Origin of the sequence: Amycolatopsis sp. AA4 (genome assembly GCF_002796545.1) — a bacterium.
Classification (GTDB): domain Bacteria; phylum Actinomycetota; class Actinomycetes; order Mycobacteriales; family Pseudonocardiaceae; genus Amycolatopsis.
In genome coordinates this window covers 1,568,404-1,584,496 of the sequence record NZ_CP024894.1, presented here as the reverse complement: position 1 = coordinate 1,584,496, position 16,093 = coordinate 1,568,404, and the positions used below count along the sequence as shown (strand labels likewise).

16 protein-coding genes are annotated in these 16,093 nt (G+C 69.2%); 5 read left to right on the top strand and 11 right to left on the bottom strand.

What is annotated here, in order from left to right; genetic code table 11:
• Positions 1-14: 14 nt before the first annotated feature.
• The 3 genes from CU254_RS07550 to CU254_RS07540 are packed head-to-tail and all read right to left on the bottom strand — an operon-like array spanning position 15 to position 2,754.
• Positions 15-1,196, bottom strand: a complete 1,182-nt coding sequence (locus CU254_RS07550) for a thiolase family protein (protein ID WP_009074278.1) — start codon at positions 1,194-1,196, stop codon at positions 15-17.
• Positions 1,193-1,948 carry a CoA-transferase subunit beta gene (locus CU254_RS07545; RefSeq protein WP_009074276.1) on the bottom strand — a complete coding sequence of 252 codons (756 nt, stop codon included), beginning with the start codon at positions 1,946-1,948 and terminating at the stop codon, positions 1,193-1,195. The genes CU254_RS07550 and CU254_RS07545 overlap by 4 nt, the downstream gene beginning before the upstream one ends.
• Entirely contained in the window at positions 1,945-2,754 is an 810-nt protein-coding gene (locus CU254_RS07540) for a CoA transferase subunit A (protein ID WP_037712884.1), read from the bottom strand. Before CU254_RS07540 ends, CU254_RS07545 begins: the two co-directional genes overlap by 4 nt.
• 431 nt (positions 2,755-3,185) lie before the next feature.
• Here CU254_RS07540 and CU254_RS07535 point away from each other — a divergent pair, with 431 nt between their 5' ends.
• Together CU254_RS07535 and CU254_RS07530 are read left to right on the top strand one after the other, a co-directional pair.
• Complete coding sequence (locus CU254_RS07535) at positions 3,186-4,133, top strand: D-glycerate dehydrogenase (RefSeq protein WP_037712883.1); 948 nt, start codon at positions 3,186-3,188, stop codon at positions 4,131-4,133.
• Positions 4,130-5,257, top strand: a complete 1,128-nt coding sequence (locus CU254_RS07530; RefSeq protein WP_009074270.1) for a glycerate kinase — start codon at positions 4,130-4,132, stop codon at positions 5,255-5,257. Before CU254_RS07535 ends, CU254_RS07530 begins: the two co-directional genes overlap by 4 nt.
• Positions 5,258-5,469: 212 nt before the next feature.
• Here the strand turns inward: CU254_RS07530 and CU254_RS07525 are convergent, their stop codons facing one another.
• Both CU254_RS07525 and CU254_RS42920 read right to left on the bottom strand, forming a co-directional pair.
• Positions 5,470-5,775, bottom strand: a complete 306-nt coding sequence (locus tag CU254_RS07525; protein WP_009074268.1) for a hypothetical protein — start codon at positions 5,773-5,775, stop codon at positions 5,470-5,472.
• Between the two features lie 144 nt (positions 5,776-5,919).
• Positions 5,920-6,249: a hypothetical protein gene (locus CU254_RS42920; protein WP_158687999.1), complete on the bottom strand. Its 330-nt coding sequence runs from the start codon at positions 6,247-6,249 to the stop codon at positions 5,920-5,922.
• Positions 6,250-6,875: 626 nt separating this feature from the next.
• Between CU254_RS42920 and CU254_RS07520 the strand changes: the two genes are divergently transcribed.
• A complete protein-coding gene (locus CU254_RS07520) occupies positions 6,876-7,292 on the top strand; it encodes a GtrA family protein (RefSeq protein ID WP_078561084.1) in 417 nt (138 codons plus the stop codon).
• Positions 7,293-7,618: 326 nt separating this feature from the next.
• On the top strand, positions 7,619-8,275 hold the full coding sequence (gene shbA, locus CU254_RS07515) for an RNA polymerase sigma factor ShbA (RefSeq protein WP_037712881.1): 657 nt from the start codon (positions 7,619-7,621) through the stop codon (positions 8,273-8,275).
• 84 nt (positions 8,276-8,359) lie between these two features.
• On the opposite strand, the gene CU254_RS07510 is transcribed toward shbA, so the two are convergent.
• The 3 genes from CU254_RS07510 to CU254_RS07500 are packed head-to-tail and all read right to left on the bottom strand — an operon-like array spanning position 8,360 to position 10,502.
• The gene (locus CU254_RS07510; protein WP_009074262.1) at positions 8,360-9,202 is read right to left on the bottom strand and encodes an amidohydrolase; all 843 of its coding nucleotides are present in this window, start codon (positions 9,200-9,202) and stop codon (positions 8,360-8,362) included.
• Entirely contained in the window at positions 9,199-10,194 is a 996-nt protein-coding gene (locus CU254_RS07505) for an aldo/keto reductase (RefSeq protein ID WP_009074260.1), read from the bottom strand. The genes CU254_RS07510 and CU254_RS07505 overlap by 4 nt, the downstream gene beginning before the upstream one ends.
• The gene (locus tag CU254_RS07500) at positions 10,170-10,502 is read right to left on the bottom strand and encodes an L-rhamnose mutarotase (RefSeq protein ID WP_009074258.1); all 333 of its coding nucleotides are present in this window, start codon (positions 10,500-10,502) and stop codon (positions 10,170-10,172) included. Before CU254_RS07500 ends, CU254_RS07505 begins: the two co-directional genes overlap by 25 nt.
• Positions 10,503-10,576: 74 nt before the next feature.
• Here CU254_RS07500 and CU254_RS07495 point away from each other — a divergent pair, with 74 nt between their 5' ends.
• Entirely contained in the window at positions 10,577-11,293 is a 717-nt protein-coding gene (locus CU254_RS07495) for a FadR/GntR family transcriptional regulator (protein ID WP_037712878.1), read from the top strand.
• Positions 11,294-12,527: 1,234 nt separating this feature from the next.
• Here CU254_RS07495 and CU254_RS07485 read toward each other — a convergent pair.
• The 3 genes from CU254_RS07485 to CU254_RS07475 are packed head-to-tail and all read right to left on the bottom strand — an operon-like array spanning position 12,528 to position 16,076.
• Positions 12,528-13,544, bottom strand: a complete 1,017-nt coding sequence (locus CU254_RS07485; RefSeq protein WP_009074252.1) for an ABC transporter permease — start codon at positions 13,542-13,544, stop codon at positions 12,528-12,530.
• Complete coding sequence (locus tag CU254_RS07480; RefSeq protein WP_009074251.1) at positions 13,537-15,039, bottom strand: sugar ABC transporter ATP-binding protein; 1,503 nt, start codon at positions 15,037-15,039, stop codon at positions 13,537-13,539. Before CU254_RS07480 ends, CU254_RS07485 begins: the two co-directional genes overlap by 8 nt.
• Positions 15,036-16,076 (bottom strand): sugar ABC transporter substrate-binding protein, encoded by a 1,041-nt coding sequence (locus tag CU254_RS07475; RefSeq protein ID WP_009074249.1) that lies wholly within the window; start codon positions 16,074-16,076, stop codon positions 15,036-15,038. Before CU254_RS07475 ends, CU254_RS07480 begins: the two co-directional genes overlap by 4 nt.
• Between the last annotated feature and the right edge of the window lie 17 nt (positions 16,077-16,093).

Sequence of the window (16,093 nt, the reverse complement as noted above, 5' to 3'; positions counted from 1 at the left end):
ATGCCTCCCCTTTCTCAGCGATTCTCGAGCACGACAGCGAGACCCTGGCCGACGCCGATGCAGATCGCCGCGAGGCCCCAGCGACCGCCGGTGCGGCGGAGCTGATGCGCCAGCGTGCCGATGATCCGGCCGCCGGACGCGCCGAGCGGGTGCCCGATCGCGATGGCCCCGCCGTTGACGTTGACGATCTCCGGGTCCAGCTTCGACCATTCTTTCAGGCAGGCCAGCGATTGCGCCGCGAACGCCTCGTTGAGCTCCACGGCGGCGAGGTCGTCCCAGCCGATGCCCGCTCGTTCGAGGGCGATCTCCGCCGCGCGCACCGGGCCGATGCCGAACACGTCCGGGTCGACCCCGGCGGCGCCGCGGCCGGCGATCCGGGCCAGCGGCGTCTTGCCGAGCCGCTCGGCCGCGGCCTCGTCGCCGAGCAGCAACGCCGACGCGCCGTCGTTCAGCGGCGACGCGTTGCCTGCCGTGACGGTGCCGTTTTCCTTGCGGAACACTGTTTTCAGCTTCGCGAGCTTTTCCGGCGAGGAGTCCGGCCGGATGCCCTCGTCCCGGGTCAGCTCGACGCCTTCGACCGGAACCACGTGGTCGTCGTAGAAGCCCTCGTCCCACGCCCGCGCGGCGTTCACGTGGCTGCGCGCGGCGAACGCGTCCTGCTCGTCCCGGCCGATGCCGTAACGCTCGGCGAGCAGTTCGGTGGACTCCCCGAGGGAAACGGTCCACTGCGACGGCATCGCCGGGTTGACCATCCGCCAGCCCAGCGCCGTGTTGTACAGCGTCTGGTTGCCGGCCGGGAAAGCCTTCTCCGGCTTCGGCATCACCAGCGGCGAGCGGCTCATCGATTCGACGCCGCCCGCGACCACCAGCGATGCGTCGCCGACCTGGATCGCCCGGCTCGCCTGCATCGTCGCCTCGACGCCGGACCCGCACAGCCGGTTCACCGTCGCGCCGGGCACCGACGTCGGCCAGCCGGCGAGGAGCGCGGCCATCCGTGCCACGTTGCGGTTGTCCTCGCCCGCCCCGTTGGCGTCGCCGAGCACTACTTCGTCCACTGTGGACGGATCGAGCCCGTTGCGTTCGGCAAGGGCGCGCAGGACGCCCGCGGCCAGGTCGTCGGGACGCACTCCGGAGAGAGCGCCGCCGTAGCGCCCGAAGGGAGTGCGGATCGCGTCGAGTACGTATGCGTCGCTCATTCGCCGGCCTTCTTCAGTTCGCGGAGCAGGGTCAGTTCGCGTTCGGTGGGCGCGGGGGTGGTCTTGAGGTCCGCGGCCGTCTTCAGTGTCCACCCCGTGGCTTCCACGACCTGGTCCAGCTCGACCCCGGGGTGCAGTTCGGTGAGCGTGAGCTCCGCGGTTTCCGGGTCGGGCCGCATCAGGCCGAGGTCGGTGACCACGAGCGTCGGCCCGGCGCCGCGCAGGCCCAGCCGTTCGCGGTCGCCGCGCCCGGAGCCGTGGCCGAACGACGTCACGAAGTCGACCTTGTCCACGAACGTCCGCTTGCTCTGCCGCAGCACGACGAAGACTTCCTTGCAGGACGCCGCGATCTCCGGCGCCCCGCCCGCACCGGGCAGGCGCACCTTCGGATCGTGGTAGTCGGAGCCGATGACCGTGGTGTTGATATTGCCGAACTTGTCGAGCTGCGCCGCACCGAGGAACCCGACGTCGATCCGGCCGGGCTGCAGCCAGTAGTTGAACACCTCGGGCACGCTGACCACGGCGTCGGCGGTGTCGGCCAGCTCGCCGTCGCCGATCGACAGCGGCAACCTGGTGGGTTTCGCGCCGAGACAACCCGATTCGTAGATCAGCGTGAGGTTCGGGGCGTGCGTGCGCCGGGCCAGGTTCGCCGCGGTGCTGGGCAATCCGATCCCGACGAAGCACGACATGCCCTCGCCGAGCGCGCGGGCCGCGGCGATGCTCATCATCTCGTCAGCGGTGTACTCGCTCATGCCTTCACCCCGGTCAGGTCGTTCAGCCACTTGGCGAATTCCTCGCGGTCCCGCCCGATCTCGTCCCACGCCTGGTAGGCCGCGTTGTCCCGCTCGTAGTAGCCGGCGGCGTACGAGGGAGCCGCGCCGCGCGGCACCTCGGCCACCGCGGTGACCGCCCAGGACGGAAGGACCAGCGCCCCCGGGCGAGGCTCCAGCTCGTCGACGACCTCTTCGACGGTGACCAGCGACCGCTTGGCCGCGAGCACCGCTTCCTTCTGCACGCCCGCGATGCCCCACAGCTGGACGTTGCCCGCCCGGTCGGCGCGCTGCGCGTGCACGATCGTGACGTCCGGGTTCAGCGCCGGCACCGCGGTCAGCTGCTCGCCGGTGAACGGGCAGGTGATCGGCTTGATCGTGTCCGTCTGCGCGGGCAGGTCGGTGCCGGTGTAGCCGCGCAAAACCGCGAACGGCAGTCCGGAAGCGCCTGCGACATAACGGTTCGCCATGCCCGCGTGGCTGTGCTCCTCGATCTCCAGCGGCGCCGGCCACGAGTGCTGCACGGCGTCGCGGAACCGGTGCAGCGAGCCGACCCCGGGGTTGCCGCCCCACGAGAAGATCAGCTTGCTCGCACAGCCCGCGCCGATGAGCTGGTCGTAGACGATGTCCGGCGTCATGCGCACGAGCGTGAGGTTCCGCCTGCCCTGACGGATGATCTCGTGCCCGGCCGCCACGGGGATGAGGTGCGTGAAGCCCTCGAGAGCGACGGTGTCTCCGTCGTGCACCAGCTCGGCGACCGCCTCGCCGAGCGACAGCACCCTTGCCATCACGAGCCCTTCCGTCTGGATCTTCCTGTTTCCGGCGTTCCGTGCTAGCTTGTTCGCATAGCGCACAGAAGTTCTACATATGAACATAGCACGGTCCGGCCGCCCGCGGGAGTGCCAAAAGGTGAAGCGGGCATCCGGAGAGACGGCACAAGGCAACGCAAGGTTTTGGGCTTCGAAGGAAGTGAGGTGATGCGATAAGACAACACGGTGCGCTAGGAGTCGGCGAACGGGTTTCGCGGCGACACAGGGCGGCACAGTCGGAGGCAGACCGGAATTTCGTTGCGTGGTACCGCAATGCGGAATTCGGGCACTGCCGAAGCGAGTGGCGTTCTGTCGCGGTTGGACGCTCCGTCGCAGCTCAGGCGGGTGTCCGGCGGTGAGCGCGCCGCGAACCTCGCTCGGGCGGCACGGTCGGCATTAGGCTGCTCAGCATGCCGAAGATCGCTGTCACCCGCTGGATCCCGGACGAGGCCGTGCAGGTTCTCGGCGAGGCAGGCGAAGTCGAAATCTCGCCCGAGGACCGGCCGCTCACGCCCGAGGAACTGCGGAAGTTCGTCGCCGGATCGGCCGCGGTGGTGTCGATGCTGCACGACCGGATCGACGGCTCAGTCGCGGACGCGGCGGGTCCCGGACTGAAGGTCGTCGCGAACGTCGCGGTGGGCTACGACAACGTGGAGGTCAGTGCACTGGCCGAACGCGGGGTCGTCGTCGCCAACACGCCAGGCGTGCTCACCGACGCCACCGCGGATCTCGCGTTCGGGTTGCTGCTGGCCGTTTCGCGGCGGCTCGGCGAAGGCGAGCGGTTGCTGCGCGCACGGCAGCCGTGGTCGTTCCACCTCGGCTTCCTGCTCGGCTCCGGACTGCAGGGCAAGACGCTCGGCATCGTCGGGCTCGGGCAGATCGGCCGCGCGGTGGCGAAGCGGGCGGCGGCGTTCGGGATGCGGGTCGTCTACTCCGGACGGTCGGCGAAACCGGACTTCGCCGGCGAGTTCGTGTCGTTCGGCGAACTGCTGCGGCGTTCGGACTTCGTGTCGCTGCACTGTCCGCTGACTCCCGAGACCCGGCACCTCGTCGGCGCGGACGCGCTGCGGGCGATGAAACCGAGTGCGTACCTGGTGAACACCACGCGTGGTCCGGTGGTCGACGAGTCGGCGCTGGCCGACGCGCTCGAAGCCGGTGAGATCGCGGGCGCGGCGCTGGACGTGTTCGAGAACGAGCCGGAGGTCGAGCCTCGGTTGCTGGACCGCGACGACGTGGTGCTGACGCCGCACCTCGGATCGGCGACGGTGGAAACGCGGACGGCCATGGCGGTGCTAGCCGCACGCAATGTCGTCTCGGTGCTCGCAGGCGGCGAACCGCTCACGGAGGTGAGCCGATGACCCGGGTCGTGATCGCACCGGACAAGTTCAAAGGAAGCCTGACCGCGGTCGAGGCGACCGAAGCGATCGCGCACGGCGTGCGCGATGCGTTGCCGGACGCCGAGATCTCCGCGTGCCCTGTCGCCGACGGCGGCGAAGGAACGCTGGAGGTGCTCGAGAACGCGGGCGGATCCATGGTGCGGTTGTCAGTGCGCGGCCCGCTCGCCGAACCGGTCGACGCGCGGTACGTGCTGCTCGACGGCACGGCGTACGTCGAATCGGCGCGAGCGTGCGGGATCGAGTTCGTGACGCCGAGCCGGGAAGTCGCGCTGGCCGCACACACGTGGGGCGTCGGCGAGTTGTTGAGCGACGCCCTCGCCCGTGGAGCGCGGCGGCTCGTGTTGACCGTCGGCGGCACCGCGAGCACCGACGGCGGTGCCGGGATGTTGGCCGCGCTCGGTGCCGAGGTCGTCGACGCGTCCGGTGCACCTGTCGGTCTCGGCGGCGGCTCGCTGTCACACGTCGCGCGGGTCGACCTCAGCCCGGTTCGGGAACGGCTGGGCGCGGTACCGGTCGCGGTCGCGACGGACGTGACCAATCCGCTGCTCGGCGCGAATGGGGCGGCGGCGGTGTTCGGCCCGCAAAAAGGTGCTGCGCCAGAAGACGTCCACGTGCTCGACGAAGCACTGTCGCACTGGGCCAAGGTGCTTGTGCAGGCTGGTGCGCGCGACGTCTCCGACGTTCCCGGAGCCGGGGCCGGCGGAGGTGTCGCAGCAGGAGCGATCGCGGCGTTCGGCGCGACCGTCGAGTCCGGCTTCGACCTGATCGCCGCGTTGACCGGCGTCGACGCCGCGTTGAGCGGTGCGGACTTGGTGATCACTGGCGAAGGCTCGCTGGACGAACAATCGCTGTCCGGCAAAGCCCCGGCAGGCATCGCGGCCCGCGCCGGGCGAACGGGCGTCCCGCTGCTGGTGCTCGCCGGACGAATCCAGCTGGACGCGGACGCGCTGGCCGGTTTGGGAGTCGTGGGCAGCAGCGCGCTGATCGACCACGCGCCGTCGCTGGACTACGCCCGCTCCCACGCAGCGGAACTGCTGCGCGAACGAGCCGGAGTCCTCGTGCAGGACTGGCTGCGCACCAGGTAGCAGAACGCCCCCGCGTTCAACTGCGGGGGCACTCGACGCAGCCATCCCGTGGTCTGGACAACCCGCGTCTTGGGCGGCAGCGCAACCCAGAATCGGCCATCAATCAACTCGCCGGGCCTGAAAGTCCGAAGGCACCAGCGAACGGCGCACGGGGTCAGCGGACGGACACCGTCGCGCGAACCCCGTGGCCGGGCGCTTGCTTGGGCAGCCCGTCAGGCGGACTGCTGCTGGGGCAGGACGGCGAAGGCGACGTCGCCGGTATCGTCCTGCTGAACGTCTAGGACCTTGTCGTCGAGCAATGCCGCAGCCTGCGGCTCGAGGAAGACCTTCGCCCCGCCGTCGGCGCCGACGATGCGGTCGCCGTCCTCCGGGGCCGGGGCTACCGACAGCGCCAGCTGGGCACCGTCGCCTTCCATGCTCTGCAGCGCGAAGCGCAGGCCGCTCTTCTCGGAGTCGCTGCCTTGTTCAGCGGTCAACGCGGTGATCGCCTCGGCGGCGGCTTCGGTAACGGTCAGCATCTTTCGGCCTTCCCTTCGTCGCAGTCGGATGCGCGCGGTCGGTTGCAGGGTGGTTTGTCACGCTAAAGGCGGCACCACGGTCGCGCAGTGTGAGCGCGCGCCCGTTTGCCGCGGCGGTGGAACCTGTCACAAATACGTTTGAGATCAGGATCTTCGGGCCATGGCCGTCCGGATCGCGTCGGCGACCGTGCAGCCGCCGTGATCGACCCGTTCGCCCTGTCCGGGCACCGGGGGCCAGTCAGCGCCAGCCGAGTCCAGCGGCCCCGGCCCGGCATCGCGTGCCAGGTCAGCCTTGGCTGTGCCCTCGCCGGACTCGCCGCTCACCGGCGGCCGGACTTCGGGCTCGTCGCCCGCCCGTTGGCTTTCCCGAACCTCGCCGGAAGCTGCGCCCCCGAAGCCGGACGCGCGGACGCGAGAACCGTCCGCATCGGGTGTTTGACTCTCGCGGAGAGTGTCGTCACCGAGATCGCTCACGGGCACCTCCCCCGAAAGTCCGGATTGTTCGTGGTGAGCTACCCGAGACGCTCTCGAGTGAAACGGGCCGAACGGCTGTCACCGGAATCACAGGCTTTCCTGCGGCCGGCCAGGGCATCAGCGGGCAAAGCGGAGTTAGCGTCGGACGTATGACCACCACCAGGTGGAAGCCGCGCGGCCGGATCGGGCTCCGTCCCCGGCGCAAAACCAGCGATTCCCTCGTCGATGACCGATTTCCGGAATCGCGCACGCTCGACGAGCCTTCGGACCGCCGCTCCCCCAGCTCCGCCGAGGCCGCCGACCACGGCCTGCCCGCACTGGCCGACGAGATCGACCCCCGCCGCGACCCCCTGGATTCCGACGCCGACCTCCGTGTGGAGAACGCCCGTCGCCACTCAGCGGCAAATCCGAACGAAGCCGGTCCTCCGGCGAAAGGCACCAACCTCCTGCCGCCCAAGTCCGCCGCCACCGCAGAAGCCAGCCGTCAGTCACGAGCGGCGACAGACCTGCCAGCCGAGCCCGCCCACGACCAGCCCGCCGCCAGCCTCACCACGCCCCCAGCGCATCAAAGCGTCGCCGATAATCGGCCAGACCACCGCGAAGACCGCGGCACCCGCCGTCGCGAGATGGGCGGTCATGCTGCCTGGTACTTGGCCGCCGGGGTCGTCACCACCGGCCTGCAGGCCGTCCTCTTCCTCGCCTTCCGCCCGGAAATCGGCGCGCAATGGGCGAACCTCGCCGCGCTCGCGATCACGACGGTCGGCAACACCGAGTTCCACCGGCGCGTCACTTTCGCCGACCGGAGCGGCCGCGCGGGCAAGCGGCACCTCCAGGACCTCGTCACGTTCGCCTTCTACGCGGGCTACGGATCGGTCGTTCTCGCAGCGCTCGATGCCCTTGTCGAAACACCCTCCGCCGGGCAGCAAACCGCCGCGCTTCTCGCGGCGAGTTTCGTCGGCGGGGTCGTCCGGTTCGCTGTTCTGCGGTGGTGGGTGTTCGCCCGGACTCGGCGAACGGACGCCCTACAAGATCACCAACAGTAGTGGAACCCGTTCTACCCGCAGTGCGACCACTCTCTGTTGCGCTACCCTTCTATCACTCTTCGTGACGAACGAAATCGGACATCCGCACATGCTGCGAGGCGGGATTCGTACTGTGCGTCGGCTGGTCTCGTTTGTGTCAAGACCACTGCTGCTAACGGGGTATTCGTAGTTGAAATGTGGACGGTCGGCCTCCGGCCGCTTAAGGTTACGGAGCGTCGCAACGATCGCAGTGCTCCCCCCGTTCGGTCGGAGTACTTGCGACCGCAACATCACAGAGTGTTGACCCCAAGACAAGCGACGGTCGCAGGGTTGCCGGGGAGACGACCATGACAGCACCGTCAAAGACGTCCCGAACCGCGGTGTCCGGCGTAGCGGGCTACGTGAGCCCTGCGACGCTGCCCCGGTCCGGCGGACGCCTGACCAAGGAAGACCTCGACCCGCTCGTACGCGCCGCGGGCCAGGGCGATCAAGCCGCGATCGCCGACCTGCTCCACGTGCTCCGGCCCGTCGTCGCCCGCTACTGCCGGGCCCGGATGGGGGGCCGCGACCTTTCCTACCTCGCCGCCGACGACGTCGCGCAGGACGTCTGCATGGCTGTCCTCAAGGCCCTTCCCGACTACCAGGACCGCGGCGGTTCCTTCCTCTACCTCGTGCACGCGATCGCGGCCAACAAGGTCGCCGACGCCTACCGGGCCGTCGCGCGCGACCGGTCCGAGCCGGTGCCCGAACTTCCGGAGCATCCGCTTTCCGGCGGCAACGAGCCGGAAACGCACGCGCTGCGCCTCGACCTCGGCAGCCGCCTGCAGGAACTGCTCACCCGCCTCGCCCCGCTCCAGCAAGAGATCCTGGCGCTGCGCATCGTCGTCGGCCTCAGCGCGAACGAGACGGCGGAAACGCTGGGCATTTCGGCCGGCAACGTCCGCGTCACGCAGCACCGGGCGCTGTCCAAGCTCCGCGAGATGGTGCAGGGCCAGGACTTCTGAGCCGTTCCGTCACTCGAACGGCTGGAAGACCGCCGCGGAACGCCAAATAGGTCGACAGGCTCCGTCACGCACGGCATTCTGGAGTTAACCCGCCGTATTTTTCAGCTCATATACCCGTGCCGTCGTGCGCTCGAAGACCTCCAGCCGTTCCGGGTCGCTCAGCACACCGGTCAGCGACACCGCCGCGTCCAGTACGACTTCGTATGCTGCCGCCAGTTCGCACACTGGCCAGTCGGAGCCGAACATGACCCTGTTCGCGCCGAACGACTCGAAAACGTGGTCTGCGTAGCGGCGCAGATGGCCCACCTGCCATTCGCGCCAGTCGGCTTCCGTCACCAAGCCGGACAGCTTGCAGTGCACGTTGTCGTGCGCGGCCAGCGACGCCACGCCGCCCGCCCACGGCTGCCATTCGCCTGCTGCGATGCCAGGTTTCGCGGCGTGGTCGAGGACCAGCCGCAGGTCCGGCAAGCGTTCGGCGACCTGCCGGGCAGCCGCGAGCTGCGCCGGTGCCACGAGCAGGTCGTAGACCAGGCCCGCGGCGCCGACCGCGGTCAGGCCGCGCAGGATTTCCGGACGCAGCAGCCAATCCGGGTCCGGTTCGTCCTCGACCTGGTGCCGGATGCCGACCAGCGGGCCCAGTTCGCGCAGCCGCGCGAGCCGGTCGGCCACGTCCGGGGCGGCGAGGTCGACCCAGCCGACGACGCCGGCCACCAGCGGTTCGGACGCGGCCGTGGCGAGGAATTCCTCGGTTTCCGCCTCGTCCGAGACGGTCTGCACCAGCACGGTGGCGTGGACGCCCGCCGCGGTGGTCACCGTGCGCAGGTCGTCGACGGTGTACGGCTTGCGGATCGGTGCCAGCGCTTCGCCGGACATCCACGGGTACTCGCGGCGCGCGGGATCCCACAAGTGGTGATGCGAATCGATCACTGGGCTCCTCCGGACACGACGGGGCGGGCGGCCGACCGCAACAGTCCGGCGTCGGCGAGGTCGTCCCACAGTACGGCCGGGATATTCGCCGCTGCCCGGCGAACGTTCAGCGACACCTGTTCGGCGTCGTGCGCACCGACGACCACCGACACCACCGCTGGATGCGTGCGCGGCAACGCGAGCGCGGCCTCGGGAAGTGAAACACCGTGTCGCGCACAGATTTCCGCGATCTTCTGCGCCTTTTCCACGAGCTCCGCGGGCGCGGCCGCGTAGTCGTAAATAGCACCGGGTTGTTCAGTGGCGAGGATTCCACCGTTGAACACCCCGCCCGCCACCACGCCGACGCCGCGTTCGACGCACAGCGGCAACAGCTCGTCCAACGCCGGCTGGTTCAGGAGGGTGTAGCGGCCGGCCATCAGGACGTGGTCGAGATCGAACCGGCGCACGAATTCCGCCAGCATCGGCGCCTGGTTCATCCCGGCTCCGATCGCCCGCACGACACCCTGCTCCCGCAACTCCAGCAACGCCGGAAACGCGCCCGAAACCGCTTCTTCGAAATGATCGTCCGGATCGTGCACGTACACGAGATCGATGCGGTCGAGACCCAGCCAGTTCAGGCTCGATTCCAGCGATCGCAACACCCCGTCGCGGCTGAAATCCCACCGGCGCCGGTAAGTCGCGGGGACGTCGAAGCCCTGGTCGTCGCGTTCTCCGGGAGCCGCCGCGCGCGGTTCCAGCACTCGGCCGACTTTTGTGGACAAGACATATTCGTCGCGTGGATACGCCGCCAGCGCAGCGCCGAGCCGACGTTCGGACAGCCCGAGCCCGTAGTGCGGCGCGGTGTCGAAATAACGGATCCCCTCGTCCCACGCCCGCCGCACGCTCGCCGCGGCGGTTTCGTCCGGCACCGCGTGGTAGAGGTTGCCCAGCTGCGCGCCGCCGAGACCCAGCGGAGGAAGGTCCACGGTCACGCCTCCGCCGGGAGTTGCCATACCAACCCGAGGCCGTGCGCGACGTCGGCATGGTCGGGATCAAGCAGTTCGTTGATCCGTTTCTGCCACGCGATGTCGGCCGGGTCGTCGGCGAGCTTCGCGCGCATTTGCTCGAAATCGTCGACCTCGACGAAGTGGAACAGGTCGAGACCGTCGCGCCAGATCCGCCACGACCGCACGCCGGCGCGGCGCAGGGCGGCGTCCAGGTCCTGCGGGATCACCGCGTGCACCTCCTCGTAGATTTTCTCCGTTCCGGGCTTGAGCCGGGTGCGCAAGGCGACCGTTTGCGGCGCCGGGCCGTGGGTCATCGTTCCTCCTGACGGGAGTCGTGGCACGCTGTAGGGGGTAAACATCCGAGGTCTCTGCAGGGAGGGCGGTCCCGATGCCCGTCACCGATGTCGCGATCGACAAGATCAAGGACATGATCATTTCGGGCGAGCTGGCCCCGGGCGACCGGCTCCCCAAGGAGGCCGAGCTCGCGCAGCGGCTGGGGCTTTCCCGCAGTTCGCTGAGGGAAGCGGTGAAGGCGCTGTGCCTGATCCGGGTGCTGGACGTCCGCCAGGGCGACGGCACGTACGTCACCAGCCTGGAACCGAACCTGCTGCTCGACGCGATGACCTTCGTCGTCGACTTCCACCGCGACGACACCGTGCTCGATTTCCTTGCCGTGCGGCGGATTCTGGAGCCAGCGGCCACCGCGATGGCGGCGCTGCACATGCGCGACGAGGACGTCGCCGAACTCGGCGCGCTGCTCGGCGAACTGGAGGAATCGCCGACCGTCGAAGCGCTCGTGGCCAACGACCTGCAGTTCCACCGCAAAATCGCGGACGGCTCGGGCAATCCGGTGCTGTGCTCGCTGCTCGATAGCCTCTCCGGCCCGACCGCGCGAGCCCGGATCTGGCGCGGCCTCACCCAGGAAGGCGCGGTGGCCCGAACCAGGGAACAACACGCCGCGATCTACGACGCGATCGCCGCGCGGGAACCAGAACTGGCCCGCTCGTGGGCGACGGTGCACGTCGCCGGAGTGGAGCAGTGGCTGCGAAGCACCCTGGTTGAAGACGACGCGCCTGGCGATGAGGCCGAACCCGCCGCCTCCTGACTGAACAACGCCGCTTCCCAAGCGGACACCGACGGCGGACCCTGACCGGACCGCGGCGGCGGCCCCACAGGGGGCAGTCGCGACGGTTGCTGAGCGGACATCGGCAGCGGACTCTGTGCGGACAGCGGCCGCGGTTCCTGAACGGGCGACCACGACCGTCCCCGAACGGATACCGGCAGCAGCCCCTGAACGGCCAACCACGACTGTCTCCGAACCGACAGCGACGGCAGCCCCTGAACGGACACCCGCGACCGTCCCCCAACAGACACCGGCAGCAGCTCCTGAGCGGACAATCACGACTGTCTCCGAACCGACAGCGACGGCAGCCCCTGAACGGACACCCGCGACCGTCCCCCAACAGACACCGGCAGCAGCTCCTGAGCGGACAATCACGACTGTCCCCGAACCGACACCGACGGCAGCCCCTGAACGGACACCCGCGACCGTCCCCCAACAGACACCGGCAGCAGCCCCCGAACGGCCAACCACGACTGTCCCCGAACCGACACCGACGGCAGCCCTGAACGGACAGCCGCGACGGTTCCTGAACTTGTTGTGGTGAGGGGTCCCCTCATTCCTTGGTGATCGGAGTGAAGGGGCCCCTCGCTGGCGCTCGATCGGCGGGACAGGGACTTTGGCGCCCGCCCGGTTGGAGCGAAGGGGCCCTTCACGTCATGACGTTCGAAGCGAAGGGACCCGCACCTCGCACATAGCTGGAGCGAGGGGGACTTTCGCGTCGATCGTGCGGAGGGGGCCGTCGAGTGCCGCGCCCGGAGAGGCGAAAGGACCCGTCGCACGCGCTCGGTGGAAGCGTAGAGCGCGCGTCCGCAGGCTGGCGGGATGACGGGGCTCTTCACGGACCTCCTCACGATGGCATCCACTGGATCGGACACCGAGCCGTCCAGACCGACCGCGCCAGCCCACAACCCACCCGGACCAACCACGCCAGCCCACCAGCCAACCACCGCACCAGCCCACGACTCACCCAAGCCGACCGCACCAGCCGATCGGCCAGCCACCGCTCCGGCCCGCGACCCACCCGGACCAACCACGCCAGCCGACGGGCCAATCACCGCACCAGCCCACGACCCACCAGGGCCACCAGGGCCAACCCATCGGCCGACCAAGCCGCCCGGAGCAACCCCGCCAGTCCACCGGCCGACCGTCAACCCGCCCGAGCCCCAGCCCGAACCCGTGCGCACAGAAGGTCGGATGATCACCGAAACTCCACCGATCAGGTCTGGGGCTTTCCGCCGGCGTACCGGCTGATGATCAAGGCGATCAAAATAATCCCCCCGTAAATCGCCTTGAGCCATTCCGCGGGGACCTGGGCGATGCGCAGCAGGCTGTCCACCGACTGCAGCAGCAGCACCCCGGTCAGCGCGCCGACCAGCGTGCCTCGTCCGCCGTCCAGGGAGACGCCGCCGATGACTGCCGCGGCGAAGACCTGCAGGATCAAGCCGTCGCCCTGGTCGGCGCCCAGGGCGCCGACGTAGCCGGTGTAGGCCAGGCCGCCGATGGCAGCCAGGACTCCGGCCACCACGAAGACCACCCACGAGATTCGGTCCACCCGGATGCCCGCGGCCCGGGCGGCTTCGCGGTTGCCGCCGATTGCGTACAGCGAGCGGCCGACTCGGTGGTAGCGCAGGCCCAGCCCGAACACCACGAAGAGCACCGCCGCGAGCCAGACTGACATCGGCAGGCCGGCGAACGTCGTTGTCGCCAAGGCGGTGAACGCGTCCAGCTGGTCGAACAGCGTCTTGCCGTTCGTCGTGCCGATCTGGGTTCCGCGCAGGACCGTCAGCATCGCGAGGGTCACGATGAACGCGTTCAGCTTCAGCTTCACGATCAGGAAGCCGTTCACGAAGCCGATCAAGGCGCCCACCACCGGGATCGCCACCAGGCCGAGCGCCGAGGGCCATTCGGTGCCGAAGCCGGAGGACGCCGCGGGGATGACCAGCATCGCGCCGATCGCGGGGGCGATGCCCATCGTGGATTCCAGCGACAGGTCGAACTTGCCGGTCAGCAGCACCAGCGATTCGCCCAGCACGACCAGCGACAGCGCGGCCGCCGCGGACAGAATGCTGATGATGTTGTCGAAGGTGAAGAACGTGTCGCTGATCAGCCCGCCGATCACGAACACCACCACGAGCGCGGGCAGCAGCGCCAGTTCGCGCAGCCACGCCGACTTCCGGCGCTTCGGGCGCACCGCGGGCAGCGCCGTCTGCGGGTCGCTCATCAGGTCAGTCATGGAGCCCGACTCCTTCGATATCCGCCACCAGGTCCCCGTCGGACCAGCCGGCCTGGTGAACGGCGGCCACCTCGCCGGCGCGCAGGACCAGCACCCGGTCGGCCAGGCGCAGGTCGTCCAGCTCGTCGCTCACGAGCAGCACCGCCTTCCCCTCGGCCCGCACCCGGTCCACGACCGCGAGCAGGGCCTCCTTCGACTTCACATCCACCCCGGCGGTGGGATTGATCAGCACCACCACGCGCGGGTCGCTCTCCAGTGCCCTCGCGAGCACGACTTTCTGCTGGTTCCCGCCGGACAGATCCGAAACCGGCTGGTCCGGGCTCGCCGCCACGATGTCGTAGTCGGTCAACGCGCGCGATCCGCGTTCGCGGCGTACCTTCGGCGACGCCAGGCCGCCGGGGCCCATCCGGTCGAGCACGGACAGGGTCGCGTTGTCCATAATGGAGTGTTCCAGCACGAGGCCCTCGTGGTGCCGGTCCCGGGGGACGCAGCCGATGCCTGCGCGCAGAGCCGCGGGAATGTCGCCGGCCGGCAGGCGTTTTCCGTCCACCGCAACGGTTCCCGAGGTGGGTTTGCGCAGGCCGTAGACCGTCTCGGCCACCTGGTGTTTGCCGCTCGCGTTGCTTCCCGCGAGCCCGACGACCTCGCCGCGGTGTACTCGCAGGGAGACGTCGTGGAAGCCGTCGCCGGACAAGTCGTCGACGGCGAGCACCTCTTCGGCGTCCACCGCGAGCGGGTCGCGGGTGGCTGCGTCACGCACAGCCAGGCCGCCCTGCTCCCCTGTCATCGCGTCAACCAGCGCCGCGCGGCTGACCTCCTCCACGGGCGCGGTGAGCACGTGCCGAGCGTCGCGCAGGACGGTAACCGCTTGGCACACCTCGTAAACCTCGTGCAGGTGATGCGAAATGAACAGGAAGGTGACGCCGTTCTCCTGCATCTGCCGCATGCGCTCGAAAAGCCGCTCGATGGCCTGGCTGTCCAGCTGCGCGGTCGGTTCGTCCAGCACGATGAACCGGGCACCGTAACTCAGCGCACGAGCGATCTCGACGAACTGCCGGTCCTCAACGGACAGATCGCCCGCCGGAGTGTCCACATCGACCTGTACGTCCCACGAGTCCAACAGTTCTCGCGCCTGGCGGCGCAGTTTCTTCCAGCCGATCGCGAAGTCGCCCTGGGCCTGCCGGTTCAGGAACAGATTCTCCGCGACCGTCAGCTGCGGCACGACCATCGCGTGCTGGTACACGCACGCGACGCGCGCCTTCCAGTCGTCCTGTTTGGACAAGGAAGGTGCCGGTACACCGCCGAAGGAAACGCTGCCGGTGTCCGTTTCGGACAGTCCAGTGAGGATGGACACCAGCGTGGACTTGCCCGCCCCGTTGCGGCCGACGAGCGCGTGCGACTCGCCGGGCCGCACGGTGAGGCTGACGTCGTGCAGCGCGACGGTGGGCCCGTACCGCTTCCCGACGCCGTCCGCCTGCACTACCGGCGCGCTCACAGGTTGTTACCCCACAACGCTTTGTCGTCCACGTTGTCCTTGGTCACGACCGGCGCGGGCAGCTGGTCTTCCAGGATGCCGGGGCTGATCTCGACGATCGTGGAGTCGTGGTCGGTCGGGCCGGGCTTGAACGTCTCGCCCGCCATCGCCTTCTTGAGCCAGTACATGCCGTACTTGGCGTAGGCGTCGGCGGGCTGCGAAACCGTCGCGTCCAGTTCGCCGTTGCGGATCGCGGCGAGTTCCTGCGGGATGCCGTCGTTGCTCACCAGCACCACGTGCTTCGGGTCGCCGACCGGGAAGAACAGGTTCTTGCGCTTGAGCGCCTGTTCGGTCGGCGCGAGGTAGACGCCGCCCGCCTGCATGTACACGCCCTTGATGTCCGGGTTCGCGGTCAGCAGGCTGTCCAAACCGGACGACGCCTTGTCCGCCTTCCACTCGGCGGCGACCTCGAGCACCTTGACGTCCGGGTACTTCTGCTTCATGCACTCGCGGAACGCCGCCGACCGGTCGCGGCCGTTGACCGACGCGAGGTCGCCCATCACCTGCACGACCTTGCCGCTCTTCACGCGCTTGCCGATTTCCTCGCACGCCTTGGTCCCGTACGCCTTGTTGTCCGCGCGCACCACCATCGCGACCTTGCCGCTTTCCGGCGCGACGTCCACCGCGACCACCGGAACGCCCTTGTTTTCGGCCTGCTTCAGCCCGGCGACGACCGCGGCCGAGTCGAGCGGCGTGACGACGAGCCCCTTCACGCCCTGGCTGAGCAGCGTGCCGATGTCGGTGATGAGCTTCGCCGGATCGCTGTCGGCGTTCACCGTGGGCAGCGCGTCGAGGCCCTGCTCCTTGGCCATCTGCGGCACGTATTTGTTGTAGGCCTGCCAGAACGGCGAGGTCAGCAGGGGCAGCGTCGCCCCCACTTTGCCGGTGCCGCCGCCGCTGGCCGCGGCCGCCGGTTTGTCCTTAGTGGACCCGCACGCACCGAGCACCAAACCGCAGGCGGCCACCGCGGCGGCCAGCCGGATCACCTTCGTACGCACCGCATCCTCCTTGATGA